Origin of the sequence: Streptococcus suis (assembly GCF_002960425.1) — a bacterium.
GTDB classification, from domain to species: Bacteria; Bacillota; Bacilli; order Lactobacillales; family Streptococcaceae; genus Streptococcus; species Streptococcus suis_S.
In genome coordinates this window covers 53,512-74,821 of record NZ_POIZ01000052.1, presented here as the reverse complement: position 1 = coordinate 74,821, position 21,310 = coordinate 53,512, and the positions used below count along the sequence as shown (strand labels likewise).

Here is a 21,310-nt window from a genome sequence, read left to right as displayed (position 1 = left end):
TAAAAAAACTGAGAAGTTCCCTTCCCAGTTTAGTCCTTTACTTTCCTTTTAGCATGCCCATAATACCACGAGTCACCACGCGCCCAACTTCCCGTCCGACCTGACTCATCAGGTTCTTGGTAAAGCGATCCATCATGGAATCTGTTTTGCGACCGGCTGGCTGACTAGTTTTTTGTGCAGCTTTAGCTGCTTCTTTCTGGGCTTTCTCTTCCATTTTTGCGGCTGCCTTAGCTTCTTTTTCTGCCTGTTTTTCCGCCTCGGCCTGCTCTGCTTTTTGGATGAGTTCGGCTTCTTTGGCCTCCGTCATGGCCAAAATCTGCTCGTGGGCTGATTCACGGTTAACCGCGTCAGCATATTTTTCCATCAAAGGAGAATTATTGATAACTGACAAGAGGGCACTTGGCTCCACGGTTCCTAGCATACTTTTTGGAGGATAAACAGTCACCCGGTCCGCAAAGCTAGGTGTTCCGTCGGCTTGCAAGGTGGACACTACTGCTTCACCTACTTGCAACTCCTGAATGACCTTGGCCAAGTCCTCACTGCCTTCTTGGCGGAAGGTTTCGGCAACAGTCGCAACTGTCTTGAGCTCTTTTGGTGTAAAGGCACGAAGACCATGTTGGATACGATTACCCAACTGGGCTGCGATGCTATCAGGAATGTCCGTTGGATTCTGGGTGACAAAGAAAACCCCTACACCTTTTGAACGAATCAAACGGACAATTAGCTCAATCTTTTCAAGGAGAACTTTCGGTGCGTCTTTGAAGAGAACATGAGCCTCATCAAAGAAGAAGACCATCTTAGGCTTGTCCAAATCGCCCACCTCAGGTAGGACTTCATAAAGCTCAGACAAAAGGCTGAGAAGAACCGTTGAATACAGTGTCGGCTGATTAAATAACTGAGTAGCTTGGAGAACGTTGATAACCCCACGGCCATCCTCCTCCGTACGCATCAAGTCAGCAATTTCCAGGCTTGGCTCACCGAAGAAAATCTTACCACCTTGTTGCTCCAAAACAACCAGACTACGCAAGATAGCACCAACCGAACGAGCTGGAATATTTCCATAATACTGGCTCAGCTCTGCCGCATTTTCAGCCACAAAATTGAGCATGGCCCGCAGGTCCATCAAATCAATCAAGAGAAGCCCACGCTCATCTGCTACACTAAATACGATATTCAGAATAGATTCTTGGGTGTCATTCAAGCCCAAAAGGCGTGTCAATAAGACAGGTCCCAACTCTGAAATGGTCATGCGGACAGGGGTTCCATTTTCACCCAAAACATCCCACAACTCCACAGGATAGCCAACTGGACTATAGTCAGGATAGTGGGTTTTCTCCAAACGACTTGGATCAATTTCCTTGGTATTCGCCGCAACCAAGCTATTCAAATCACCCTTGATGTCTGATAGAAAGACAGGAATGCCCGCGTCACTCAACTGCTCCGCCAAGACCTTCAAGGTCACTGTCTTACCCGTACCCGTAGCACCTGCTATAATTCCATGACGATTGAGCCGCTTAAGCTTCATCTCTGCACGCTCACGACCATAACCAAAAGCAATAATATCTGACATATACTAGCCTCTTTTCCGATTTTTTCTAGCTTTATTGTAGCATAGTTTTTTGGAAAATAGCTGAGCAGACACCTTTCAACAGATGGAAAATCTTTTTTAGAGAGAGCAGCTGACACACTCTTTTCAGGAGAATGAAGTAGGTCGACCATAACTAGCACTAATTGATAACGGTTACTTGAGTTTTTTACCGAAAAACACTTACATTTTTAGCTATTTTCTGTTATACTCTTTTATTGTGAGAACACTATCAAATATGATTATATAAAGGGGATTATTATGGCAGCACAACAAGATTCGCTGATTTATAATATCGACAAGAGTATCAAGAAAAAAGCCGACTTGATCGAAAGCAACTACTTTGCCTATGCCATCCGTGCCGCAATGGCCAGCGTTTATTTGGCAATTGGTTTGGCCATCTCAGCCTATGTGGCTGACAAACTCAACCACATCGTAGATGGTTTGGGTAAATTCGGTTACGGTCTTATGTTCGGCTGGTGCTTGGTCATGATTTTGTATATGAATGCCGAGCTCGGTACATCAAACATGATGTATATGACATCAGCTATTCACCGCAAGGTCATCCCTACTAAGACTGCATTGAAAATCTTGGCAACATGTATTTTCTTCAACTTTGTCGGCGCGGTTATCGTCTGCTTCTTGCTCTCCTACACCCAGCCTTACCAAGTTGGGCATTTGGATGAGCATAGCTACCTAATCCAAGCGACCACTGCAAAATTGATGAAAACACCATTGACTCAATTTATCGAAGGAATATTTGCTAACATCGTTGTAAACATCGCAGTCTTCATCTCTATGCGTATGAAGGATGATGCTGGACGTGTTATTTCCTTGATTTTCATCATCTTCATCTTTGCCTTCCTTGGCTTCGAGCACGTGATCGCTAACTTCTCTACCTTCTCTCTTGCTTTCTTTGCAAATGGCGGAGCTGTAGAAGGTATGTCTGTGGCCAGTGTCCTTGTGAACTTCCTCTTCTCAGGTCTTGGAAACTACGTCGGTGGAGGACTTCTAATCGGTCTGCTCTATAGCTGGCTCAGCAACAAATCAAAACTTTACATCGACTAATCCGAATGAGTACGGTTGGACTTCCAGCCGTATTTTTTTTGGTAATTTTTGCACAAATATTCTTGACAAAATATTTGTTTAGGTGTATATTTGTTATATGCTAAGATTTGATATATAACAAATGAAAAATATATGCCAAATCTAAACCTAATCACCCAACTATCAAAGAAAGGAGTGTCCTATGCATTTTCCAGTCCCCGCAGTGCTGACGGAATTTCTCATCATGGCTATTTTAGAATCCGATGATTCTTACGGCTACGAAATCTGTCAGACCATCAAACTGATTGCCAATATCAAGGAGTCAGCCCTCTATCCTATCCTGAAAAAGCTAGAGCAAAATGACTTTTTGACCACCTACTCCCAAGAATACCAAGGCCGCATGCGCAAGTATTACAGCCTGACCCAGCTGGGCCATGAAGAACTGGTTCGGCTCAAAGATGATTGGGACACCTACACAGCAACCATCAACGGTATTATAGAAGGGAGCGTCCGCCATGACAAGAACTGAGTACATGGAGCAACTTGAAAAACATTTGAAAAAGTTGCCCCACAAGGAATACTTTGAAGCCATTAACTTCTTTAATGAATATTTTGACGAGGCTGGTCCAGAACAGGAAGCAGACATTATCGAAGAACTAGGCTCACCAAAAGAAGCTGCCAGCGAACTGATTAACAATATTCTCAATAAGCAAATTCAAGAGGATAAAGAAAGAAAAGAACCGCTCCAGCTGACTTGGAAGCACTGGGCTGGACTGGGTGCTTTGAGTATGATGGGTTTATTCTCCTTCTTCCTGCTCTTTATCATGGGAGAATTTATCGGATTTATTCCATTGTTTGCGACCCTTATCCTTGGAGCCTTTTTCCTCGGTCGCTACTTCCGCAATTTTAGCCAGACCAAGCGAACACTCTGGTTAGCCATCCTTGCTGTTATTTCCCTACCAATCGCCATTCCTCTCCTGCTCATTCTCCTAGCTAGTCTAGTCGGATTGACAGCCCTTATCCTAGCCCTCATTGTCGGAGCCTTTGCTTTGGGTGTCGGAATGCTGACCAGCGGTGGCTATCTGATTTGGGAAGCCTTTAGCCTTCTGTCTGAAGGATTTAACATCTTCCTCATGGGCTTTGGCTCAGGATTGTCACTGATTGGTGGCGCCATTCTTATCTACATCTTGACTGGATTTTTTGCCTACTGGTCTTGGCGCTTGGTCAAGGCTTGCTTCAAATGGATCTTGAAACGAGGTAAACGAGCATGAAAAAGAAACTAACCATGGCCATTATTATCGGCTTTGTCAGCCTGATTACAGGCTTAATTCTAGCTGGAATTGGATTTTTTACAGGAGGCATTACTGGTTTGGTAGATGTAGCTGCTCCCAAGAAAATTCATCAAACTTACACTGACCTGAATAGCATTAAAGTTGACTTTATCCCTCATAGCGTCTACATCAAAGAATCTAGTGATAGCAACTACCATGTGACCTATTCTAATTCTGACAACAATATGCAGAGCCCACTAAGTCTATCCGAAAAAGATGGGACATTAACACTTACCTCTCAAAGACGAGAGCTTAAAATCGAAGGAATTATGCAGTTTTTTGGGGAACTCTTAGCCCAACGAGGTATTGATGTCAACACCGTTACCATTGAAATTCCAAAAGGAAAGACCTTGAATAGTTTGGAAGGTCATAGCATAGATTTCTATTACGGTAGTATCTTCAGCATAGAGAATGTTCATATCAAAGAAATCAATCTAGAAGGTAATGTCGATCTCACCAATAGCCAGATCGACAGCGGCAAGCTATATAGCCGATCCTTTCATGTCACCAACTCTAGTCTGAAAAATCTTGACATTTCTGCAGATAATGGCGGTAGCCTTTCTGAAACCAATCTTGAAAATGTCAAGATTACGAATTACTACGAATTGAAGACTATCCAAATCAGTCTAAAAGGAAATAATAGCTTCACCCCTGCTAAGGTCGGTTCATCCACTCATACCATACTTGACTTGACAGAGCAAAGCCTACAAGACATCAATCTCAATATTAACACGCAGTTTGATCTAATGGCATTGGCTCAAGAACAGGGCTTCCACGCAGAAACGGAACAAGAACTAGAAGAAATAATGGGGGACATCACCTATCTCAAGGAAGCAATGGAGCGCATGGGAATTTACACCAGCGGAGTGTATGAGAAACTCCCTATCAAAAAAGAAGACAGCAAGCACAGTCTGACCCTAGAAAACAAAAACAGTAAAAATAGCCTGACCATTGATGCTGTCAATGCAAGCATAGCTTTCGAAGAATCAAAATAAATTAATAAAACCAACTGTTCATATAGAGCAGTTGGTTTGCTTATTATTCATCTTTTTGATTATAAATCAAGAGACCTAGTCCCATAAAGCCTACTAAGAAGAAGATCAGTATCCAAACTTGATGACTACTATTTCCAACCATAGAAATGGTTTGACGAAGACCTGAAACAGAATAGGTCATTGGAAGATAGGGCTGAATGACTTGGAAGAAGCGTGGGCTGAGTTCAATTGGGTAGGTACCTGCACTTGATCCAAGCTGTAGTAACAAGATAATTAAACTTGCGAAGGATCCGAAACGATTGTTCCAACCCACCAAGGCTGTAACGAGTACCATAAAGGTCCATGAGGCCAAGAGGATTAATCCCAAGGTTGCCATTGGATGAGCCGGTTCAACCCCAATTAACAGAAGAACTCCATATAAAATCAGTGCTGCCAGACTGGCAATTGCGCCATTCAATAAGAGTTTCCCTTTAGCCCAATCCCAACGATTTTTGTAGGAACGATTATCAATGTGTTTGACAAAAATAACATTCGCAGATAAAGCTGCAACCATTAGGGCAACAGATACCATGTAAGGAGCCATTCCAACACCGTTGGTCTTCACATCATCTTGGTCACTGTGTTCCAAGGTGACTGGTTGAGAAACTGCTTGTGCATTTTTATCTTCTACAGATACGACTGATAGTTGTTGACTGGCAGAGCTGAGTGAATTCGTTAGGGTTTCACTACCTGTACGAAGACTGGAAATACCGCTTGTAAGGGTTTGTCCGCCACTGGCCAACTGATCTGCACCAGAAATCAATTGCTGACTTCCAGAAGCCAGTTGTCCTGAACCACTGACAAGCTGATTGGAGTTGGATGTTAAAGTTGCCAATCCTGATGCTAACTGGCCACCTCCTGATTGGATACTACTATTATTCGCAACCAACTGGGCTCCACCCTCTGCTAATTGGGCAACACCTGCGGTATAGGCTGTTACTCCTGACATGAGTTGACTCGCTCCATTTGATAATTGCGTTTGAAGTTGACTCACACCACTCGTCAAGGCTTGAGTTCCTGGTAGAACTTGTTGGTTCAAGGCGGTGTTAACCTGACTCAAGCCACTTGATAGGTTTTCAATGGCTGTTGTGGCACCTGGCAATGCTTGATTGGCAGCCGTGTTGATCTGACCGACAGCTGATTGTAGCTGGCTCATTTGTGTTTCCATGCCAGAAAGACTTTGTAAGCTAGAAAGAGTTTGACTGAGCTGAGACAATTGAATCAAAATCGTTTGGGCTACTGCCGCTGTTGCCGAAGGTGAATTTTGGAGGGCGCCAACCAATTCAGCTTGCTGATCAGCTGGCAAGTGTTGATAGGTAGCCGTTGCTTGCAAGGCTTCAATGCCGGCTGTTTTATCAGCTTGGGCTGCTGTCAACAAGCCTTGAGCCTGGGCCCCCATCTCCGTCAAGAGGCTAGATAGAGTAGAGGTATCAACTGCAAGTCCTCCGATACTTGATAGGCTATCATTTAATTGATTGATGGCCGCCTGCAACTGAGGAAGTCCAGTCAATAAGGCCTGTATTTGACTAGACTGTTCAGCAGACAAACTGGTTGAACTAGCGAGTTGCTCCAAGCCTGCCTGCAATTGATTGGCCCCTGTTACCAGTTGTTCAACCTGACTGGCTCCTGATTGCAATTGTCCCACTCCAGCGATGAGCTGAGAGGAATTGGCATTTAATTGCTCCGCACCTGAAGCAAGACTAGCTACCCCATTTGTGTAAGTCGTTAAGCCACTGGCAAGTGTTTGACTACCTGTTGCAGCTTGATTAACTCCATCTGTGTAAGACACTACTCCGGTGGCCAATTGATTTGCTCCTGACACGAGTGATTGGCCCGAAGTCGTTAAAGTAGTCAGTCCATTTGAAAGTGTTTCACTACCTGATTCCAATTGACTAGCACCATTTGTTAATTGTTGGCTACCATCTGCCGCCTCGACCATGCCGTTTTGAATTTCTCTCATACTGTCAAATACAGCAGTTGTGTATGTTTCGGTAATTGTCTCTGAAACAGATGTCTTTAATTTCTCCATAGCTGATTCGCCCATCTTAGAAGCAACAAAGCTGTGACCTTTAGATGTTTGATAGGAAATCGTTATCGGTTCAGGCTGATTCGTCAAGAGACTAGAAGCTTTTTCTGACAAATCTTCTGGTAGGGTAATGACCATATAATAGTCCCCTTCTTCCAAACCTTTTTCTGCATCTTTTTCTGATACAAAGTGGAAATCCAGACTCTTGCTCTCTTTCATATTGTCCACCATATCATCACCAATGGTGAGGGTTTTATCTTGAAAGCTCGCCGATTGGTCTTGATTGACAACTGCTACAGGCAGCTGGTCTAGTCGACCGTAAGGGTCCCACATTGAGGTTAGGAAACTAATGTTATATAAGGCTGGGACACAGGCAACACCAATAATGGTAACCAAAGTCATTGGTTTTTTGAAAATATTCTTTACTTTTTGTAACATAAACAACTCCTTTAGACATACTGTCCAAAAACTGATAAAATACATTATACAAGTATCAATTTCAAAATCAAGTCAGAAGAACTGTTTTTAGACACTGTGTCTAAAAATGTTCAAAAGGAGAAATTATGGGAACAGATAATAGAAAAGAACGGACACGTCAGGCAATTTTAGAAGCCATGATTACTTGTCTTGAATCGCAACCTTTTAACGAAATTACAACCACACACCTGGCAAGTCAAGCCGGCATCAGCCGTTCCAGTTTTTATACACATTATAAGGATAAATATGAATTGATTGAGGCCTATCAAAAAGATTTATTTCATCAATTCGAATACATTTTTGACCGTCATGGGCAGAATAGAACACAAGTTTTTTTAGAAATTTTTCAATTACTTTATCGAGAACAACTCCTTTCTGCCTTACTCAGTCATCATGGTACACAAGAAATTCAACAATTTCTAATCCATAAGGTCCGCATATTGATTGCAAGGGATTTGAAAGAATATTTCAAAGAACCATTATCAGAAAAGGAAAAAGAATACCGTAGTATTTATTTTTCACATGCCTTCTTCGGTATCATGCAGGTATGGATAAAAAATGGGAAGCAAGAATCACCTCAATTCATGACGGATTTTCTAATCAAAATGTTACCGTAAACATTATTTTCTGCCTTCACAACTTAAGAAATATGGTATAATAGCTATATCGTGCAAACGTTTTCTTAAAAGGAGATAGATATGATAGAAGCGCAGCATTTATCCAAAACCTATTCCATCATTGATAAGGAAGTCGGGCTAAAAGGTTCGATTAAGGCCTTTTTCAAGCCCAAGAAAAAGGCCATTCCTGCTGTTCAAGACATTTCCTTACAGGTAGGAAAAGGAGAAATTATCGGCTATATCGGCTCCAACGGTTCTGGTAAATCCACCACCATCAAAATGCTGACCGGCGTTCTCTTCCCAGACCAAGGCTCAGTCCGCATCAATGGGCTCAACCCTCAAGAAAACCGTAAAGCTGTCAATAAGCAAATCGGCGTTCTCTTTGGACAAAAATCTCACTTGGACTGGAACTTGCCTGTTCAGGAATCTTTTATCCTTCACGCAAAAATCTACGATGTCCCAGATAAGATTTTCAAAGAAAGATTAGCTGTCTTGATTGACCTATTGGACTTGGCAGATATCATGAAACAACCCATTCGTAATCTTTCACTTGGCCAACGGGTTCGCTGTGAATTTGCGGCTATCTTTATCCACCAGCCTGCTGTTGTCTTTTTAGATGAGCCAACCATTGGCTTGGATGCCAGCGTCAAGGAGACCATTCGCTCCTTCATTCGCTATATGAACCAGCAATACCAAACAACTTTTCTGATTACCTCCCACGATATGAAGGACATCGAAAGCCTCTGTGAGCGGATTTTTATCATTGATAAGGGCAAGAAGGTCTACGATGGTTCACTGACCGTCCTCAAGGAACGCTTTTCCACAGTGAAAACCATTCTCTTCTCCACAGAAAAACCAATTGAAAAAGCCTTGCAAGTGGATGGCTGGGAGTTTGAGCAATTGGATGACTTCCATTTTGAAATCCATTATCAAAGCAAGCTTTGGACCAGTGCCCAGGTAATTGAGCAAGTATTCAATCATTATGCCATTGAGGATGTTACCATGAAAGAATTGGAAATCGAAACCATGGTCCGCCAAATTTATGAGGAGGGTATCCATGCGTAAATATCTCTACATGACCCGCCTGACCATGATGAATGCTATGCAGTATAAGGCTTTCTTTCTGGCTACCTTCGTTTCACTGGCAGTGAAGATTATGGTAGCTCTCTATGTCTGGAAAACCATTTTCTTCACTCAACCAGAAGTCAATGGCTTTACCCTACAAACCTTTACCACCTACATTATCTTTGCTAATCTACTAGCCAGTTTAAATTCTTTCTCACTCGGAGAAGATTTGTCCCATAGCATTTTAAAAGGAAGCATTGCTGGAGAATTTCTCAGACCCTATTCCTTTATTCTAGCCCTCTTTTTCAAAGACCTTGGAAATAAGCTCTTGGAACTGATAAAATTTGCCATCGTATTTATCGGCATCTTACTTGTTCATCAGGATTTTTATCTACCTGACGGAAAAACTATTTTGCTCTTTCTAGTCAGCTCCATCCTCGGGATGTTTATCGTTCAACTACTGGATATGGCTTTTGGTTTTTTGGCATTTTTTACAGTCAACGCCTGGGGAGTCATGCTTCTGAGAATGGGACTTTTCAATCTAGCCTCGGGGGCACTATTGCCACTCAGCTTCTATCCACAGGCTGTGGAAAACTTTTTGAAACTCCTTCCCTATAATTATGCGGTTAACGTCCCAGTTTCCATTTTATTGGGACAGGAAAGCGATCTAACTGCTTTGGGGTTGCAAGTTGTCTGGATACCCATTCTAGCCTGCTTCATCGCTGCTCTTTGGTCTCAGGCCAAGCGTCGTATTGTCATTTTTGGAGGTTAACATGAAGAAATATATCAACCTCTATCTATATAACATCAAGGTCTACATGATGGCCCAGATGTCCTTTCGGGTGGACTTCTTCATCGGGCTTTTCTCCTCTTTGATTGAACAAATTGTCTACTTGATTTTCCTCAATATTCTCTTTGGAAACATCAAGGAAATCGCTGGTTTCAACTACGGTCAAATGCTTTTTATCTATGGAATAGCGACCGTCGGACGCTCCATTCACTTGATTTTCTTTGATAATCTCTGGATGTTTGGCAGTCGCTACATCCGACAAGGCGAATTTGAACGCCTCCTCCTCATGCCTGTCAACCCTCTTTTTCAACTTATCTGTGAACGAATTCAACCACAAGGAATCGGAACAACCATTATCGGCTCTATCGCTCTTGTACAAGCTTCCAGTGAACTAGGCTTAGAGTGGAGCTTGGGAAAACTGATGTTACTAATCTTTGTGGCCATTTGTATCGGCCTACTCTATGCAGCCATTCAATTAGGGCCAACGGCCCTAGCCTTTTGGATTGTTGAATCTTTCCCTATGACCATGGGGATTTTCTCCCTCAATCAAATGGCTCAGTATCCCCTCAACATCTATCCAAAAATCATTCAAATCCTGCTGATTTTTGTTTTCCCCTACGCCTTTACCGCTTATTTCCCAGCCCTCTACTTCCTAGACTTGTCCATGTGGGGACTAGCTTTACCTCTGGTGGTAGTGGTCCTATTTTCTATCAATTATAAACTCTTCCGCTATGGTATGACCAAGTTCACCAGCGTAGGAAATTAAAAGAGCTAGCATTCTTCATCCAGAGAATGCTAGCTTTTTTATATACCTATAAAACAAGTTCCTCAAGCACCTGAAACACACCAGCTTCCAAATGGCTAGGTGCCATGTATTTGGCAACTTGCTTGACCTTGTCTGTCGCATTTTCCATGGCATAGGAAACACCAACATAGGACAACAATTCGATATCATTATCCGAATCCCCAAAGGCCATTACCTGTTCAGGTTCGATATCCAAACTAGTCAAAACCTGTTCCAAGCCCCAAGCCTTGTGAATACCCTGTGGCAAGATATCAATAGAGCCATAGCCACTGGTAACAGCCACCAGCTGACCCTGGAAAGCCTGATTAAAGGGTTCTATTAGCTGAACCACCTGCTCCTCTGGCACCCAGAGCCCAAGCCTATAAATCGATTCAGTTATTGGATAGGCACTGAGGTCGTCTAAGTAGGTTACACGGCTCTGGAAAGCAGCCATCTGTGTCGGTTCAATCGGCAAATCCGTTCCCTCAAAAGGCACTCCAGCTCCATCCTGCATATAAATGTTCTTCTCCGTAGACAGCATTAGGCAGACCTCTGCCCAACGGCCTTGGAAAAACTCTAAAACTGCTTTGATTTCTCCTTGTTGAATGGACCGACGAATCACTGTTTTACCAGCTTGATAGACATGGGAACCATTATCCGCTACAAAAATTAGTCGTTGCTCAAATCCTTTAAAGAGTTGAAGTAGCCTAGCTATTCCGTTGCCACTGGCGATGACAAATGGAATATGTTTCTCCTCCAGTCTATCCAAAATCCGCGAAAATCGCTCTTTGTCAAAACTGCCCTGACCATCTAAGAAGGTCCCGTCCATATCTGTTGCGATTAACTTTATCATACAATCTAACCTTTTCCCTTTCAAGGGGGTGCAAAAACCAAGTAGGGTGTGAATCTAAAATCCTAGTATAATTTCTTTTATTATACCACACAGTTAACATGAAACATAATACCCAAAAATGAAGAGAGGCTTTTTAATGCTACCGAAGTCTGTTCCTTTGGCACTGCCATTAGAGGCATTGAAATGCAATTCAGTAATTGAGTCGTATCCCTTACCAATACTAGTAATACTCCGATAATCATAAACATTTTGTTCGGTAATAAAATCAATCTGTTGTCCACTGTACTTAGACATTAATTTGGCTAATTCTCGAACCTTTCCTGCTTCTGCGATGCTTAGTTTGGCATTCACTGCTCCAGGATCATAGCCTGTTCGCCCTTGTCAATGACCACAAATGACTAGATGTTCTTTCTACCAGAAAGACTAGACAAAAAACGGATCACAACCTAAAATGGTCATGAACCGTTTCTTATTCATTTTCTTTGTAGGCTTTTTCCAACTCAGTAAGCTCCAAACAAAATTCTTTTGTCCTCTCATTTATCTGTGGCTTATTTTTTCCTTCCACCTTAACAGAACGAATGATGGCACATCTTGATTTTATGCTGTCTTTCCTTGGACGTAAGAAATTTAATTCATTCATCAGCAAATCAAAATATTTCGGGTCTGTCATTTTTACACCATCCATATTTAATAGCTTTCTATACTTCGAAGGTACTGGTAACATATTATTGAGCATCAAGGTGGCGATTTGATTATTATTGTCATCATAAATTGGCATCATTACATAGGAAGAACGTTTTTTCTGGGAACTTAAAGGAACAAAGTAGTCAATGCCGTCAATCGACAACATCACTCCAATATACGGTCTTGATTTCCCTTTACGACCAATAAATTCTTTATTATGCGGAACTCTTCCATCAATTTGACGGAGCATATTCAGATAATTAGTATCAATTTGATAAAATTTCATTTCATGCATAGTTGATATTACACTCACTTACAAAAAATAGGGTTGCCCGTCGACAACCCCTTTTAAAATTTCCAGTAAGGCACGGAATCTCCAAAATTAAAACTTCCAGTAAGGCACGGAATCTCCATAAGAGTATTTTCTTTTTAGAGTCGGTATCACTCTCCGACTACCTTTAATTAAATTATACCAGAAACACTACTGGTGTCAAGCAAAAGCACTATTTCGGATTTAATTCTTTCAATAGCTAAATTCCTTTCTAGCTACTGTTATCCCTGATTAAACATAGTGACATCTTAAACCTTTGGGATTAAAAATTTAAAAGAGATACCAGTAACACATATTTAAATACGCTGTATTCCCTAATTTATAGGCTAATACAGTCATTTATAAGCGAAAATAATCTTTATCATCCCTCTATCTGCTAAAAAATAGCAGACACAGGACAGTAAGACAAAAAACCAAATAGCATATACAAAAACTGTCAAAAGTGTAAACTCCTTCATGATGAGCAATGGTAAATTTACCAGATAATACTGCCCAAAAGCCGTTGACAAGGTAAACAAGCCTGCAAATGACAGTAGGAATGCAAAAGGGACCGCAAGGATAAGTTCCCTCCTACATTTTCCTAAAAAGAGGACAATAAGATTAGCAAATAGTGTATAAACAAAAGCTACTACTCCATATCCAATCACCCACGATAACAGAGTAATATTAGAAAAAACAAGTTCACCATCTATCATCTCGAGTACAAGCATTGCAAAAAAGATTAGCTCACTGAGTAAGAGATTCATCAGCAAAGCAAGAATAAACTTTGATTGAATGAATCTTTTTAAATCCACTGGAATCAGCCTAAGATTCTCAATCGTTTTAGAGTCTTGCTCTATTCTTATCAAATCCACTAAAATCATACTTGCAAAAGGAAGGAGGAAATAATAGTTCAAAAAGAAGAAGCCATTTTCCAAATACCAACCATTTACACTACCATATCGATGTCCTTGATACAGCTGATTACCCATCACAAATTCCAACAAAAAGAGAAAAATGACAACTAAAGGCAGACTATATAGGAATTTGCGACGTCGTAGCTTGCTTAATTCGAGCATAAACATTTAATTTTCCGCCTTTCTTAACCAGAATTTAATGGATAGAAAAGATAAGACAAATAAAGATAAACCTAAGACAATACTTGATACGAAAGCCGGCTGTTGTAGAACTACTCCTTCGCTATTTCCTTCCCAGATTAAACTAGTAGCACTTGTAATTGGACTGATGTTTGGGCTTGTCCTTGCTAGAAAGAAGGATACCAAAACATAGATGACTCCTACCAAATTCCCAATGATATCCTTTCCTTTTCCTTTAATAATCACGAAAGCAACTAAAGGAAATACACCCACAGGAATCAACAAACCGCTGCTAATACATAGATATAAAAATCTTAGCAATAAAGACAATGTGACCGTTGAAGAAAATCGGGATAGTAATGCAAATAAGGAAACGGAAACATATGTAAACATCATAATCAACAGAGCATTGATTTCTATGTACAATACCTTAGCCCAAAAGGTCTTGAGCATATTCGCTGAAGCAAGTTGCAAATTGTTTATTATATTATAGCGATATTCCACACCAAACGCCTGTATAGTATAAGAGACACAGTACAAGGGGAGAATTAAAAAATTCAAATAAGACAAGGAAAATTTATAAACAAATGGAAAAGAGTCAAACAAACCTCGTGCATCATTTACATAATAAAAGATAAGAGCTAGATAGAGAGCAATCACACCATATACAACCAGATTCAGTTTTTGATGCTTTTGTTTGAGAAATTCGATTTTTACTAACTCAAGCAATTCCCTCACCTCCAGTTATTCGCTCAAAATAATCCTCCAAACTTTCGTGGTTTCTATAGAAATATTCTTTTAGGACTATTCCATTTTCCTTTAAAATAGCAGAAACAGCTGCAATATCAAAATCAGATGGACCTCCCTGAAGTTCAAGGTCTACATCAGAAAGAATACTTACGACTCCTTTCAGTTTGCATTTGCAAAGAACTTCCTTAGCCTGGTGGGCATCAGAAACGGTTAGATGAACTTTATTTTGCTCTGTCTCATTTACTAGTCCTTTCATACTCTTTTCAGCTATTAAATGAGCATTGTGCAATATTCCCACTCTGTCAACAATTTTTTCGAGCTCTGAAATAATGTGACTGGATATTAAAATAGAAATGCCTTGATTAGTACTAAGTTCTTTTAAATAACGACGCATTTCAAGGATGCCAATAGGATCCAAACCATTTGTTGGTTCATCTAGTATCAGAATTTGCGGGTGGTGCATAATCGCATTGGCGATTGCCAAGCGTTGCTTCATTCCGAGAGAATACTGCTTGAATAATTTCCTATCCTCTCCGTATAACCCAACAACTTGTAAAGCTTGGTCTACCTGTTTTAGAGAAATACCTCTCAGTCTTGCAAAAATAGAGAGATTTTCTTTACCTGTTAAGTTGGGATAAAAAGCTGCACTATCTAGTACCACACCAACTCGATATAATAAATCCTTAGAAAATTCCCCTGACAGTTTTTCGGATAGAATCCTCACTTCACCGCTATCCATCTCTATCAACCCTAAAATAGCCTTGATAAAAGTTGTTTTACCAGCACCATTTCTTCCTAGTAATCCATAAATTTCTCCTTGATTTAGCGTAAAATTTATCTTTTCAAGGATAATTCTCCCATCATACGATTTCGATAAATTGGATGTCTGTATTACTTGATGTTGCATTTTATATTCCTCCTAGCACACATACATTCGTATTTAGAGATAACACGAGTTAATCTTTAGAGCAACGGTCAACCTCGTCAGTCTAAACGTTTATTTTCTTCATTTCTCTACTATTCAGAATTAAAATATCGAAATGCCTCAATCAGCCATACCTACATCCACAACATCAAAATTTACAATGTTAGAATGGTAGGAATAGTGAGAAATAAAAGTTTTATCATCAATAATTTGAGTATTCGACACTTTAGATACGAAACCAAACACAAAAATTAAAGCGAGAGCCATCTTTGGCATTAAGTTTAATTTTCACATCATATTGAAAACCCTTTCTTAGTTCTTAAATATATTCTATCATTTTCCTAAAAAGTATCAAGTTTTTTTTGAACTTTATTTTCAAAAAAATTACTATCTGACATTTTTGCTATTTGCATTTTTAGCAAAAAGTAGATATAATAGCTCTAAAACTTTAAATTGAAAAGGGAACATATGAATAATATACTAGGTGAACGATTAAAAATTTTAAGAAAACAAAAAAATCTATCCCAAAAAGAATTAGCTGAGGGAATTTGTGAACCCAGTCAACTTAGCAAGTTCGAACGTGGCTTAGTGAATCCTTCCTCAAAATTACTCAACAAACTTGCTAAACGATTAGAAATTTCTATGGAGTACTTTTTTGATGAAGATATCGTTATTCACTCAAACCTCGAATCCTTTAAGTCAATTGCGACAAAATTGTTAGAAGATAGAAACTATAGAGAACTTGAATATCTCACTATTCTTGAACGCAATAATAATTCCGTGCTTTCAAATGATGATAATTGTTATCTTGAATGGATTGATGCAATCCTTCTTTTCTACAACTATCATCAAAAAGAAGAAGCTATTTCTCAATTAGAAACTTTACTATATAAGGTAAACAATCATGAAATAACTTACTTAAATATTCTAAATACACTATCCAACTTTTACTCTTTAACTAATCAAATTATCAAATATGAAACAAATTACAAAAAACTAGTAAAAGAATACCAAAACAAGAATCTTTCCGTTTCTACCTATCTCTTTGGTTATATAAAAATTCAGTATAACTACTCCTACCACTTATGGAAACAGGGAGAAACACTCTCTGCTATAAAAATAGCAATGCAAACGATTGAATTATGCAAACTACATCACACTAGTTACCAACTCGCCCCCCTATTAACGATTGTTGCAAACGCTGGAGAGAAATTTCTCCCTAAAGATAAAAGAAAAGAATATTACACAGATGCAAAGAACCTTTGTAAAATCTACGATAATGATCTTATGTATCTTCAACTCGAAGAAGCTTTAAATAAAAATTTTGCAGATTAAATACTCTAAATCCTAAAAAATGAGATTACTTGAATCTGTTACACTAGACTGGACAGAAATTATAAAGTGTTCTATACTGAGAAAAACAGGAGAAAACTATATGTCTTGAAGAATTCGCCGTCACTTCACCGATGACTTTAAGCAACAGATTGTTGAGCTTCACTAAGCAGGAAGAAAGCGGAGTGAACTCATCAAGGAGTATGACTTGACCCCTTCAACCTTTGACAAGTGGGTAAGACAAGCCAAAACAGCCGGTTCCTTCAAGTCTGTTGATAATCTGATCGACGAGCAGCATGAGCTCATTGCCCTAAGAAAGAGAAATAAAGAGCTAGAAATGCAATTAGACATCCTATCACATCAAAACACTCAACTTGTGCTCTCACTCTGATACTTACCCCCTATATGACAAAAAGCCTTGCAACTAAGGCTTTTCATTATCCCTTTCGTTCCAAGATTTCTAAACTATTACGAGCAATGCTACACACTCGACGTGGTCTGTCTTTGGTAACATACAATTTAACGATTCACGAATCAAAGGTGTCTAAACAAAATGCATCATCTTTAATAGCATTGAAACTATATCTACGGACAGCTAAAAAGCCTTGGAAACAGCTAGTTCCAAGGCTTTTTCTGTATTCTATTGTATCAATTTCCTTACTCCGATATCTGTTGCAACTAATCGAACTACCATATTCTCTCCTTACCAATTTAGATTTACAAAATCCTTCATTTCTTGATAGGCTGTGTCCACACGCGCCTGGGTATCTGGATCCAACTGCCCATAATACTGACCGCCTTCTACCCAATCTTGCAAGATATAGGTTTGATACGCAAATTGTTCATAACCTTCTGACGAATACGTCCCCTTGGACAAGCGATTGACCCAGGTCGGATGAGCTTGGGCTGTCTGGATGCTGGTCTGCCCATTCTCTTTCTGAACGGTAATATCCATCAAAACACCCCGTTCTGTCCACTGGGCATTGGGTGTGTCTTCCATGCTTTCGATACGCTGGTTTGACAGGAAGTTGCCCATAGAATAGATAATCAATTTTCTCTGCCCATCTTTCTCAAGAATTTCAGCCGGCTCGACCACATGGGGATGTCCTCCCAAAACAATATCAGCCCCCCAATCAATCATTTGACGATACAGAGTGGTCTGCTCCTCTGTTGGTTCCAACTGGTACTCCACTCCAGTTTGAGGCATGACAATGGTTATATCAGCCTCTTGCTCTGCCCGTTCAATCTCAGCACGCATTTTTTCTTGATGAAAATCGGACAGGTAGCCATCATACTCCTCCTGACTAAGTAAGACTTCCAATCCATTAAAACCATAAGCATAGGCTAAAACAGCTATACGGATACCATTGACCTCTCGAATGTAGATCGGAGCAGTTGACCGATTTCCTTCCGCATAAACACCAACAGTATCTACACCAACTTCCTTGAATGTATTAACTGTAGAAACCAGACCAGACAGGTGAGAATCCAAGATATGATTGTGGGCCAAATCCACCACATCATAGCCTGCATCACGGATGTTACTAGCAACGATACTAGGAGCATTAAAGAGCGGATAGCCTGCCAACTCCATATCCGGAGAAATGGTTCCCTCAAAGTCTGCAATGGCAAAATCAGCCTGCTCAATCCAGGGTTTAACATAGGTGAAATTCTCAGAAAAATCATAGCTTCCATCCACTTGCTCTGCCCCCCAGAGAATCGGCAAATGGTAAAGTAGGTCTCCGTGAGCCATAATGCGAGCAGTCCTTACTCCCTTGTCTCCTTGGGTTTGACCAGTCTCTTCTTGTAACTGAATTTCCGAGCTAGGTGTAAATTGTTCCAAGACAAAAATAAGCCCCAACAAAAACAGTGCTAGACAAGCAATAAATACTAATTGTTGTCGGCTTCTTATTGAGGATACTCTCTTAGAACGGCTATATGTCCTAGATTGTGACATCTTCTCACCTCCTCTTTCCTTATCCTTATTATACGCTTTTTATCCTAAAAAATCTATAGAAAAACGGGGATAAACCCCCGCTTCCTCCTAGTCAATACACTGTAACTTTCCACGGAAATCGTCAATGGTTTCATAGCCCTTTTCTGCCATAATAGCCTCCAATTCAGCAGTAATGCGCTCAAAGGCAGCTAGCCCTTCCTTTTGAAGAGTTGTACCGATTTGGACCATGCTGGCGCCACAAAGGATATGTTCGAAGGCATCACGTCCCGTCAAAACGCCACCTGTTCCGATAATCTGAATTTCTGGTTTCAAACGCTGATAAAAGGCATGGACATTGGCCAAGGCAGTCGGTTTGATATATTCACCCCCGATGCCACCAAAACCATTTTTAGGCTTGATAACCACCTGCTCATCTTCAATGTACAAGCCATTCCCAATAGAGTTGACACAATTGACAAACTTGAGTGGGAATTTATTGAAGATAGCTGCAGCCTGATCAAAGTGAACAATATCAAAGTAAGGTGGCAACTTGATACCCAGAGGCTTGGTGAAGTAGCTAAATACCTCATGCAAGATGGTTTCTGTCGTTTCGAAATCATAGGCAATCTGCGGCTTACCTGGCACATTTGGACAGGATAAATTTAGCTCAATTAAGCCATTAAAGTCGCTGGCTTCCACCCTTCTCAAAATCTCATGTGTTTCATCAGGCGACATGCCTACCAAAGACAAAACAAAGGTTCTATTTGGTTCCGTTTCCTGTAATTCTAGTAGATAATCCAAATAGTAAGCCAAGCCCTGATTTGGCAAGCCCATGGAGTTAATGGAACCAAGTGGCACATTCTGATAACGCGGTTCTGGATTGCCAGCTCGGTAGTCCAAGGTTGCTGTTTTGGTCACAAAGGTCCCCGCCGCAGAATTCTTGACGGCTTCCAATTCCTCCTTAGTCATACACCAAACCCCTGCCGCATTCATCAAGCAGTTGTCAAACAAAAATCCGCCTAGTCTTGTTGCTGTTGAAACCATGATTTCCTCCTAAATAATTGCTCATTTTGACTGATTATATCACATCTTGGTAGCCAACCCAATAGATTGCTGTCAATGTTCGGAATTTTTCCAACAATTTTTCTTAATAGTGCATTTTTTACTTTACAAGAAAAAAATCGAGTGCTATAATAATTATCAGATAAATTAAATTGTCAGACAATTTAATAAATAAAATAGAAATCAGGTGACCCTATGTCAAATGCAAAAGCTTATATCCAAGCCTCTTTTGAAGCAGTCAAAGCCCGCAACCCACATGAAACTGAGTTCCTTCAAGCTGTTGAAGAACTCTTCAACACTCTTGAGCCTGTTATTGAAGCTCACCCAGAGTATATTGAAGAAAATATCTTAGCTCGTATTGTAGAACCTGAGCGTATCATCAGCTTCCGTGTACCATGGACTGACAAGGACGGTAAGGTACAGGTGAACCGCGGCTACCGTGTACAATACAACTCAGCAGTAGGTCCTTACAAGGGCGGTCTTCGCTTCCACCCAACTGTTAACCAATCTATCTTGAAGTTCCTCGGTTTTGAGCAAATCTTCAAAAACGTTTTAACTGGTCTCCCAATCGGTGGTGGTAAAGGTGGTTCAGACTTTGACCCTAAAGGCAAGACTGATGCTGAAATCATGCGCTTCTGCCAAAGCTTTATGACAGAATTGCAAAAACATATCGGTCCTTCTCTTGACGTTCCTGCCGGTGACATCGGTGTTGGTGGTCGCGAGATTGGTTATATGTACGGTCAATACAAGCGCCTTCGTCAGTTTGATGCAGGTGTCTTGACTGGTAAACCTCTTGGCTTCGGTGGTTCACTCATCCGCCCAGAAGCAACTGGTTACGGCTTGGTTTACTTCACTGACAATATGTTGGCTGCAAACGGTAAATCCTTCAAAGACCAAACTGTACTTATCTCAGGTTCTGGTAACGTAGCTCAATTTGCAGTACAAAAAGCCACTGAACTTGGAGCAAAAGTTATCTCTGTGTCTGATTCAAATGGTTACATCATTGACGAAACAGGTATCGATTTTGACCTTCTTTGCGACATCAAAAACAACCGTCGTGCTCGTTTGACAGAATATGCTGCTGAAAAAGCAACTGCTCAATACTTCGAAGGTTCTGTATGGAACTACGATGGAAAAGCTGATATTGCCCTTCCATGTGCAACTCAAAACGAAATCAGCGGTAAACAAGCTACTGCCCTCGTAAAAAATGGTGTTTACTGTGTTGCTGAAGGTGCCAATATGCCATCTGACCTTGACGCTATCAAAGTCTACAAAGAAAACGGCGTTCTATACGGTCTTGCAAAAGCAGCCAACGCTGGTGGTGTAGCTGTGTCTGCTCTTGAAATGAGCCAAAACAGCCTCCGCTTGTCATGGACTCGTGAGGAAGTGGACGGTCGCCTCAAGGACATCATGGCTAATATCTTCAACACAGCCAAAGAAACAGCTGAAAAATACAACCTTGGTACTGACTACCTTGCAGGTGCCAACATCGCAGCCTTCGAGCAAGTTGCTGACGCAATGATTGCTCAAGGATTAGTGTAAGGAAACCTTTAGTTTCCCTTACTATAATGAAAATGACTCCCAGATTGACGTGCCAATTTGGGA

Annotated in this window: 19 protein-coding genes and 2 pseudogenes; 11 read left to right on the top strand and 10 right to left on the bottom strand. The window is 40.6% G+C overall.

From position 1 onward, the window contains the following. Positions 1-37 precede the first annotated feature (37 nt). A complete protein-coding gene (locus C1G57_RS07360; protein ID WP_105114369.1) occupies positions 38-1,570 on the bottom strand; it encodes a helicase HerA-like domain-containing protein in 1,533 nt (510 codons plus the stop codon). Between the two features lie 276 nt (positions 1,571-1,846). Here C1G57_RS07360 and C1G57_RS07355 point away from each other — a divergent pair, with 276 nt between their 5' ends. The 4 genes from C1G57_RS07355 to C1G57_RS07340 all read left to right on the top strand — a co-directional run bounded on the left by C1G57_RS07355 (position 1,847) and on the right by C1G57_RS07340 (position 4,958). Continuing rightward, positions 1,847-2,653 carry a formate/nitrite transporter family protein gene (locus C1G57_RS07355; protein ID WP_105114368.1) on the top strand — a complete coding sequence of 269 codons (807 nt, stop codon included), beginning with the start codon at positions 1,847-1,849 and terminating at the stop codon, positions 2,651-2,653. A 181-nt stretch (positions 2,654-2,834) separates the two neighbouring features. Beyond that, a complete protein-coding gene (locus C1G57_RS07350; protein ID WP_105114367.1) occupies positions 2,835-3,161 on the top strand; it encodes a PadR family transcriptional regulator in 327 nt (108 codons plus the stop codon). Further along, complete coding sequence (locus C1G57_RS07345; RefSeq protein WP_105114366.1) at positions 3,148-3,903, top strand: DUF1700 domain-containing protein; 756 nt, start codon at positions 3,148-3,150, stop codon at positions 3,901-3,903. The genes C1G57_RS07350 and C1G57_RS07345 overlap by 14 nt, the downstream gene beginning before the upstream one ends. Next, complete coding sequence (locus tag C1G57_RS07340) at positions 3,900-4,958, top strand: DUF4097 family beta strand repeat-containing protein (protein ID WP_105114365.1); 1,059 nt, start codon at positions 3,900-3,902, stop codon at positions 4,956-4,958. Before C1G57_RS07345 ends, C1G57_RS07340 begins: the two co-directional genes overlap by 4 nt. Positions 4,959-5,001: 43 nt before the next feature. Here C1G57_RS07340 and C1G57_RS07335 read toward each other — a convergent pair whose 3' ends face one another. Continuing rightward, positions 5,002-7,461, bottom strand: coding sequence for a YhgE/Pip domain-containing protein (locus C1G57_RS07335; RefSeq protein WP_105114364.1), 2,460 nt, complete (start codon positions 7,459-7,461; stop codon positions 5,002-5,004). Between the two features lie 125 nt (positions 7,462-7,586). On the opposite strand from C1G57_RS07335, the gene C1G57_RS07330 reads away from it, so the two are divergent. The 4 genes from C1G57_RS07330 to C1G57_RS07315 all read left to right on the top strand — a co-directional run bounded on the left by C1G57_RS07330 (position 7,587) and on the right by C1G57_RS07315 (position 10,738). Further along, on the top strand, positions 7,587-8,117 hold the full coding sequence (locus C1G57_RS07330; protein ID WP_105112879.1) for a TetR/AcrR family transcriptional regulator: 531 nt from the start codon (positions 7,587-7,589) through the stop codon (positions 8,115-8,117). Positions 8,118-8,198: 81 nt separating this feature from the next. Further along, on the top strand, positions 8,199-9,182 hold the full coding sequence (locus tag C1G57_RS07325; protein ID WP_105114363.1) for an ABC transporter ATP-binding protein: 984 nt from the start codon (positions 8,199-8,201) through the stop codon (positions 9,180-9,182). Continuing rightward, entirely contained in the window at positions 9,175-9,954 is a 780-nt protein-coding gene (locus tag C1G57_RS07320; RefSeq protein WP_105114362.1) for an ABC transporter permease, read from the top strand. Before C1G57_RS07325 ends, C1G57_RS07320 begins: the two co-directional genes overlap by 8 nt. Position 9,955: 1 nt before the next feature. Continuing rightward, complete coding sequence (locus C1G57_RS07315) at positions 9,956-10,738, top strand: ABC transporter permease (protein ID WP_105114361.1); 783 nt, start codon at positions 9,956-9,958, stop codon at positions 10,736-10,738. A 46-nt stretch (positions 10,739-10,784) separates the two neighbouring features. Here the strand turns inward: C1G57_RS07315 and C1G57_RS07310 are convergent, their stop codons facing one another. The 6 genes and pseudogenes from C1G57_RS07310 to C1G57_RS07285 all read right to left on the bottom strand — a co-directional run bounded on the left by C1G57_RS07310 (position 10,785) and on the right by C1G57_RS07285 (position 15,357). Then, on the bottom strand, positions 10,785-11,609 hold the full coding sequence (locus C1G57_RS07310) for a Cof-type HAD-IIB family hydrolase (RefSeq protein ID WP_105114360.1): 825 nt from the start codon (positions 11,607-11,609) through the stop codon (positions 10,785-10,787). A gap of 147 nt (positions 11,610-11,756) precedes the next feature. Continuing rightward, positions 11,757-12,005: pseudogene (locus tag C1G57_RS07305) on the bottom strand (peptidoglycan-binding protein LysM); the annotation flags it as partial. Between the two features lie 73 nt (positions 12,006-12,078). After that, the gene (locus C1G57_RS07300; RefSeq protein WP_238595280.1) at positions 12,079-12,579 is read right to left on the bottom strand and encodes a type III toxin-antitoxin system ToxN/AbiQ family toxin; all 501 of its coding nucleotides are present in this window, start codon (positions 12,577-12,579) and stop codon (positions 12,079-12,081) included. Positions 12,580-12,959: 380 nt separating this feature from the next. After that, the gene (locus C1G57_RS07295; protein WP_105114358.1) at positions 12,960-13,688 is read right to left on the bottom strand and encodes an ABC transporter permease; all 729 of its coding nucleotides are present in this window, start codon (positions 13,686-13,688) and stop codon (positions 12,960-12,962) included. Further along, positions 13,689-14,429, bottom strand: coding sequence for an ABC transporter permease (locus C1G57_RS07290; RefSeq protein ID WP_105114357.1), 741 nt, complete (start codon positions 14,427-14,429; stop codon positions 13,689-13,691). It lies immediately after the preceding gene. Continuing rightward, a complete protein-coding gene (locus C1G57_RS07285) occupies positions 14,422-15,357 on the bottom strand; it encodes an ABC transporter ATP-binding protein (protein ID WP_105114356.1) in 936 nt (311 codons plus the stop codon). Before C1G57_RS07285 ends, C1G57_RS07290 begins: the two co-directional genes overlap by 8 nt. A gap of 486 nt (positions 15,358-15,843) precedes the next feature. Here C1G57_RS07285 and C1G57_RS07280 point away from each other — a divergent pair, with 486 nt between their 5' ends. Together C1G57_RS07280 and C1G57_RS07275 are read left to right on the top strand one after the other, a co-directional pair. Continuing rightward, entirely contained in the window at positions 15,844-16,710 is an 867-nt protein-coding gene (locus C1G57_RS07280; protein ID WP_105114355.1) for a helix-turn-helix domain-containing protein, read from the top strand. A 112-nt stretch (positions 16,711-16,822) separates the two neighbouring features. Continuing rightward, positions 16,823-17,062: pseudogene (locus tag C1G57_RS07275) on the top strand (transposase); the annotation flags it as partial. 348 nt (positions 17,063-17,410) lie between these two features. Here C1G57_RS07275 and C1G57_RS07270 read toward each other — a convergent pair. Further along, a complete protein-coding gene (locus C1G57_RS07270; protein WP_105114354.1) occupies positions 17,411-18,664 on the bottom strand; it encodes a CapA family protein in 1,254 nt (417 codons plus the stop codon). Positions 18,665-18,751: 87 nt separating this feature from the next. Then, positions 18,752-19,687 carry a dihydroorotate oxidase gene (locus C1G57_RS07265; protein ID WP_105114353.1) on the bottom strand — a complete coding sequence of 312 codons (936 nt, stop codon included), beginning with the start codon at positions 19,685-19,687 and terminating at the stop codon, positions 18,752-18,754. A gap of 213 nt (positions 19,688-19,900) precedes the next feature. On the opposite strand from C1G57_RS07265, the gene gdhA reads away from it, so the two are divergent. Next, positions 19,901-21,247, top strand: a complete 1,347-nt coding sequence (gdhA, locus tag C1G57_RS07260; protein WP_105114352.1) for an NADP-specific glutamate dehydrogenase — start codon at positions 19,901-19,903, stop codon at positions 21,245-21,247. Positions 21,248-21,310: the final 63 nt, after the last annotated feature.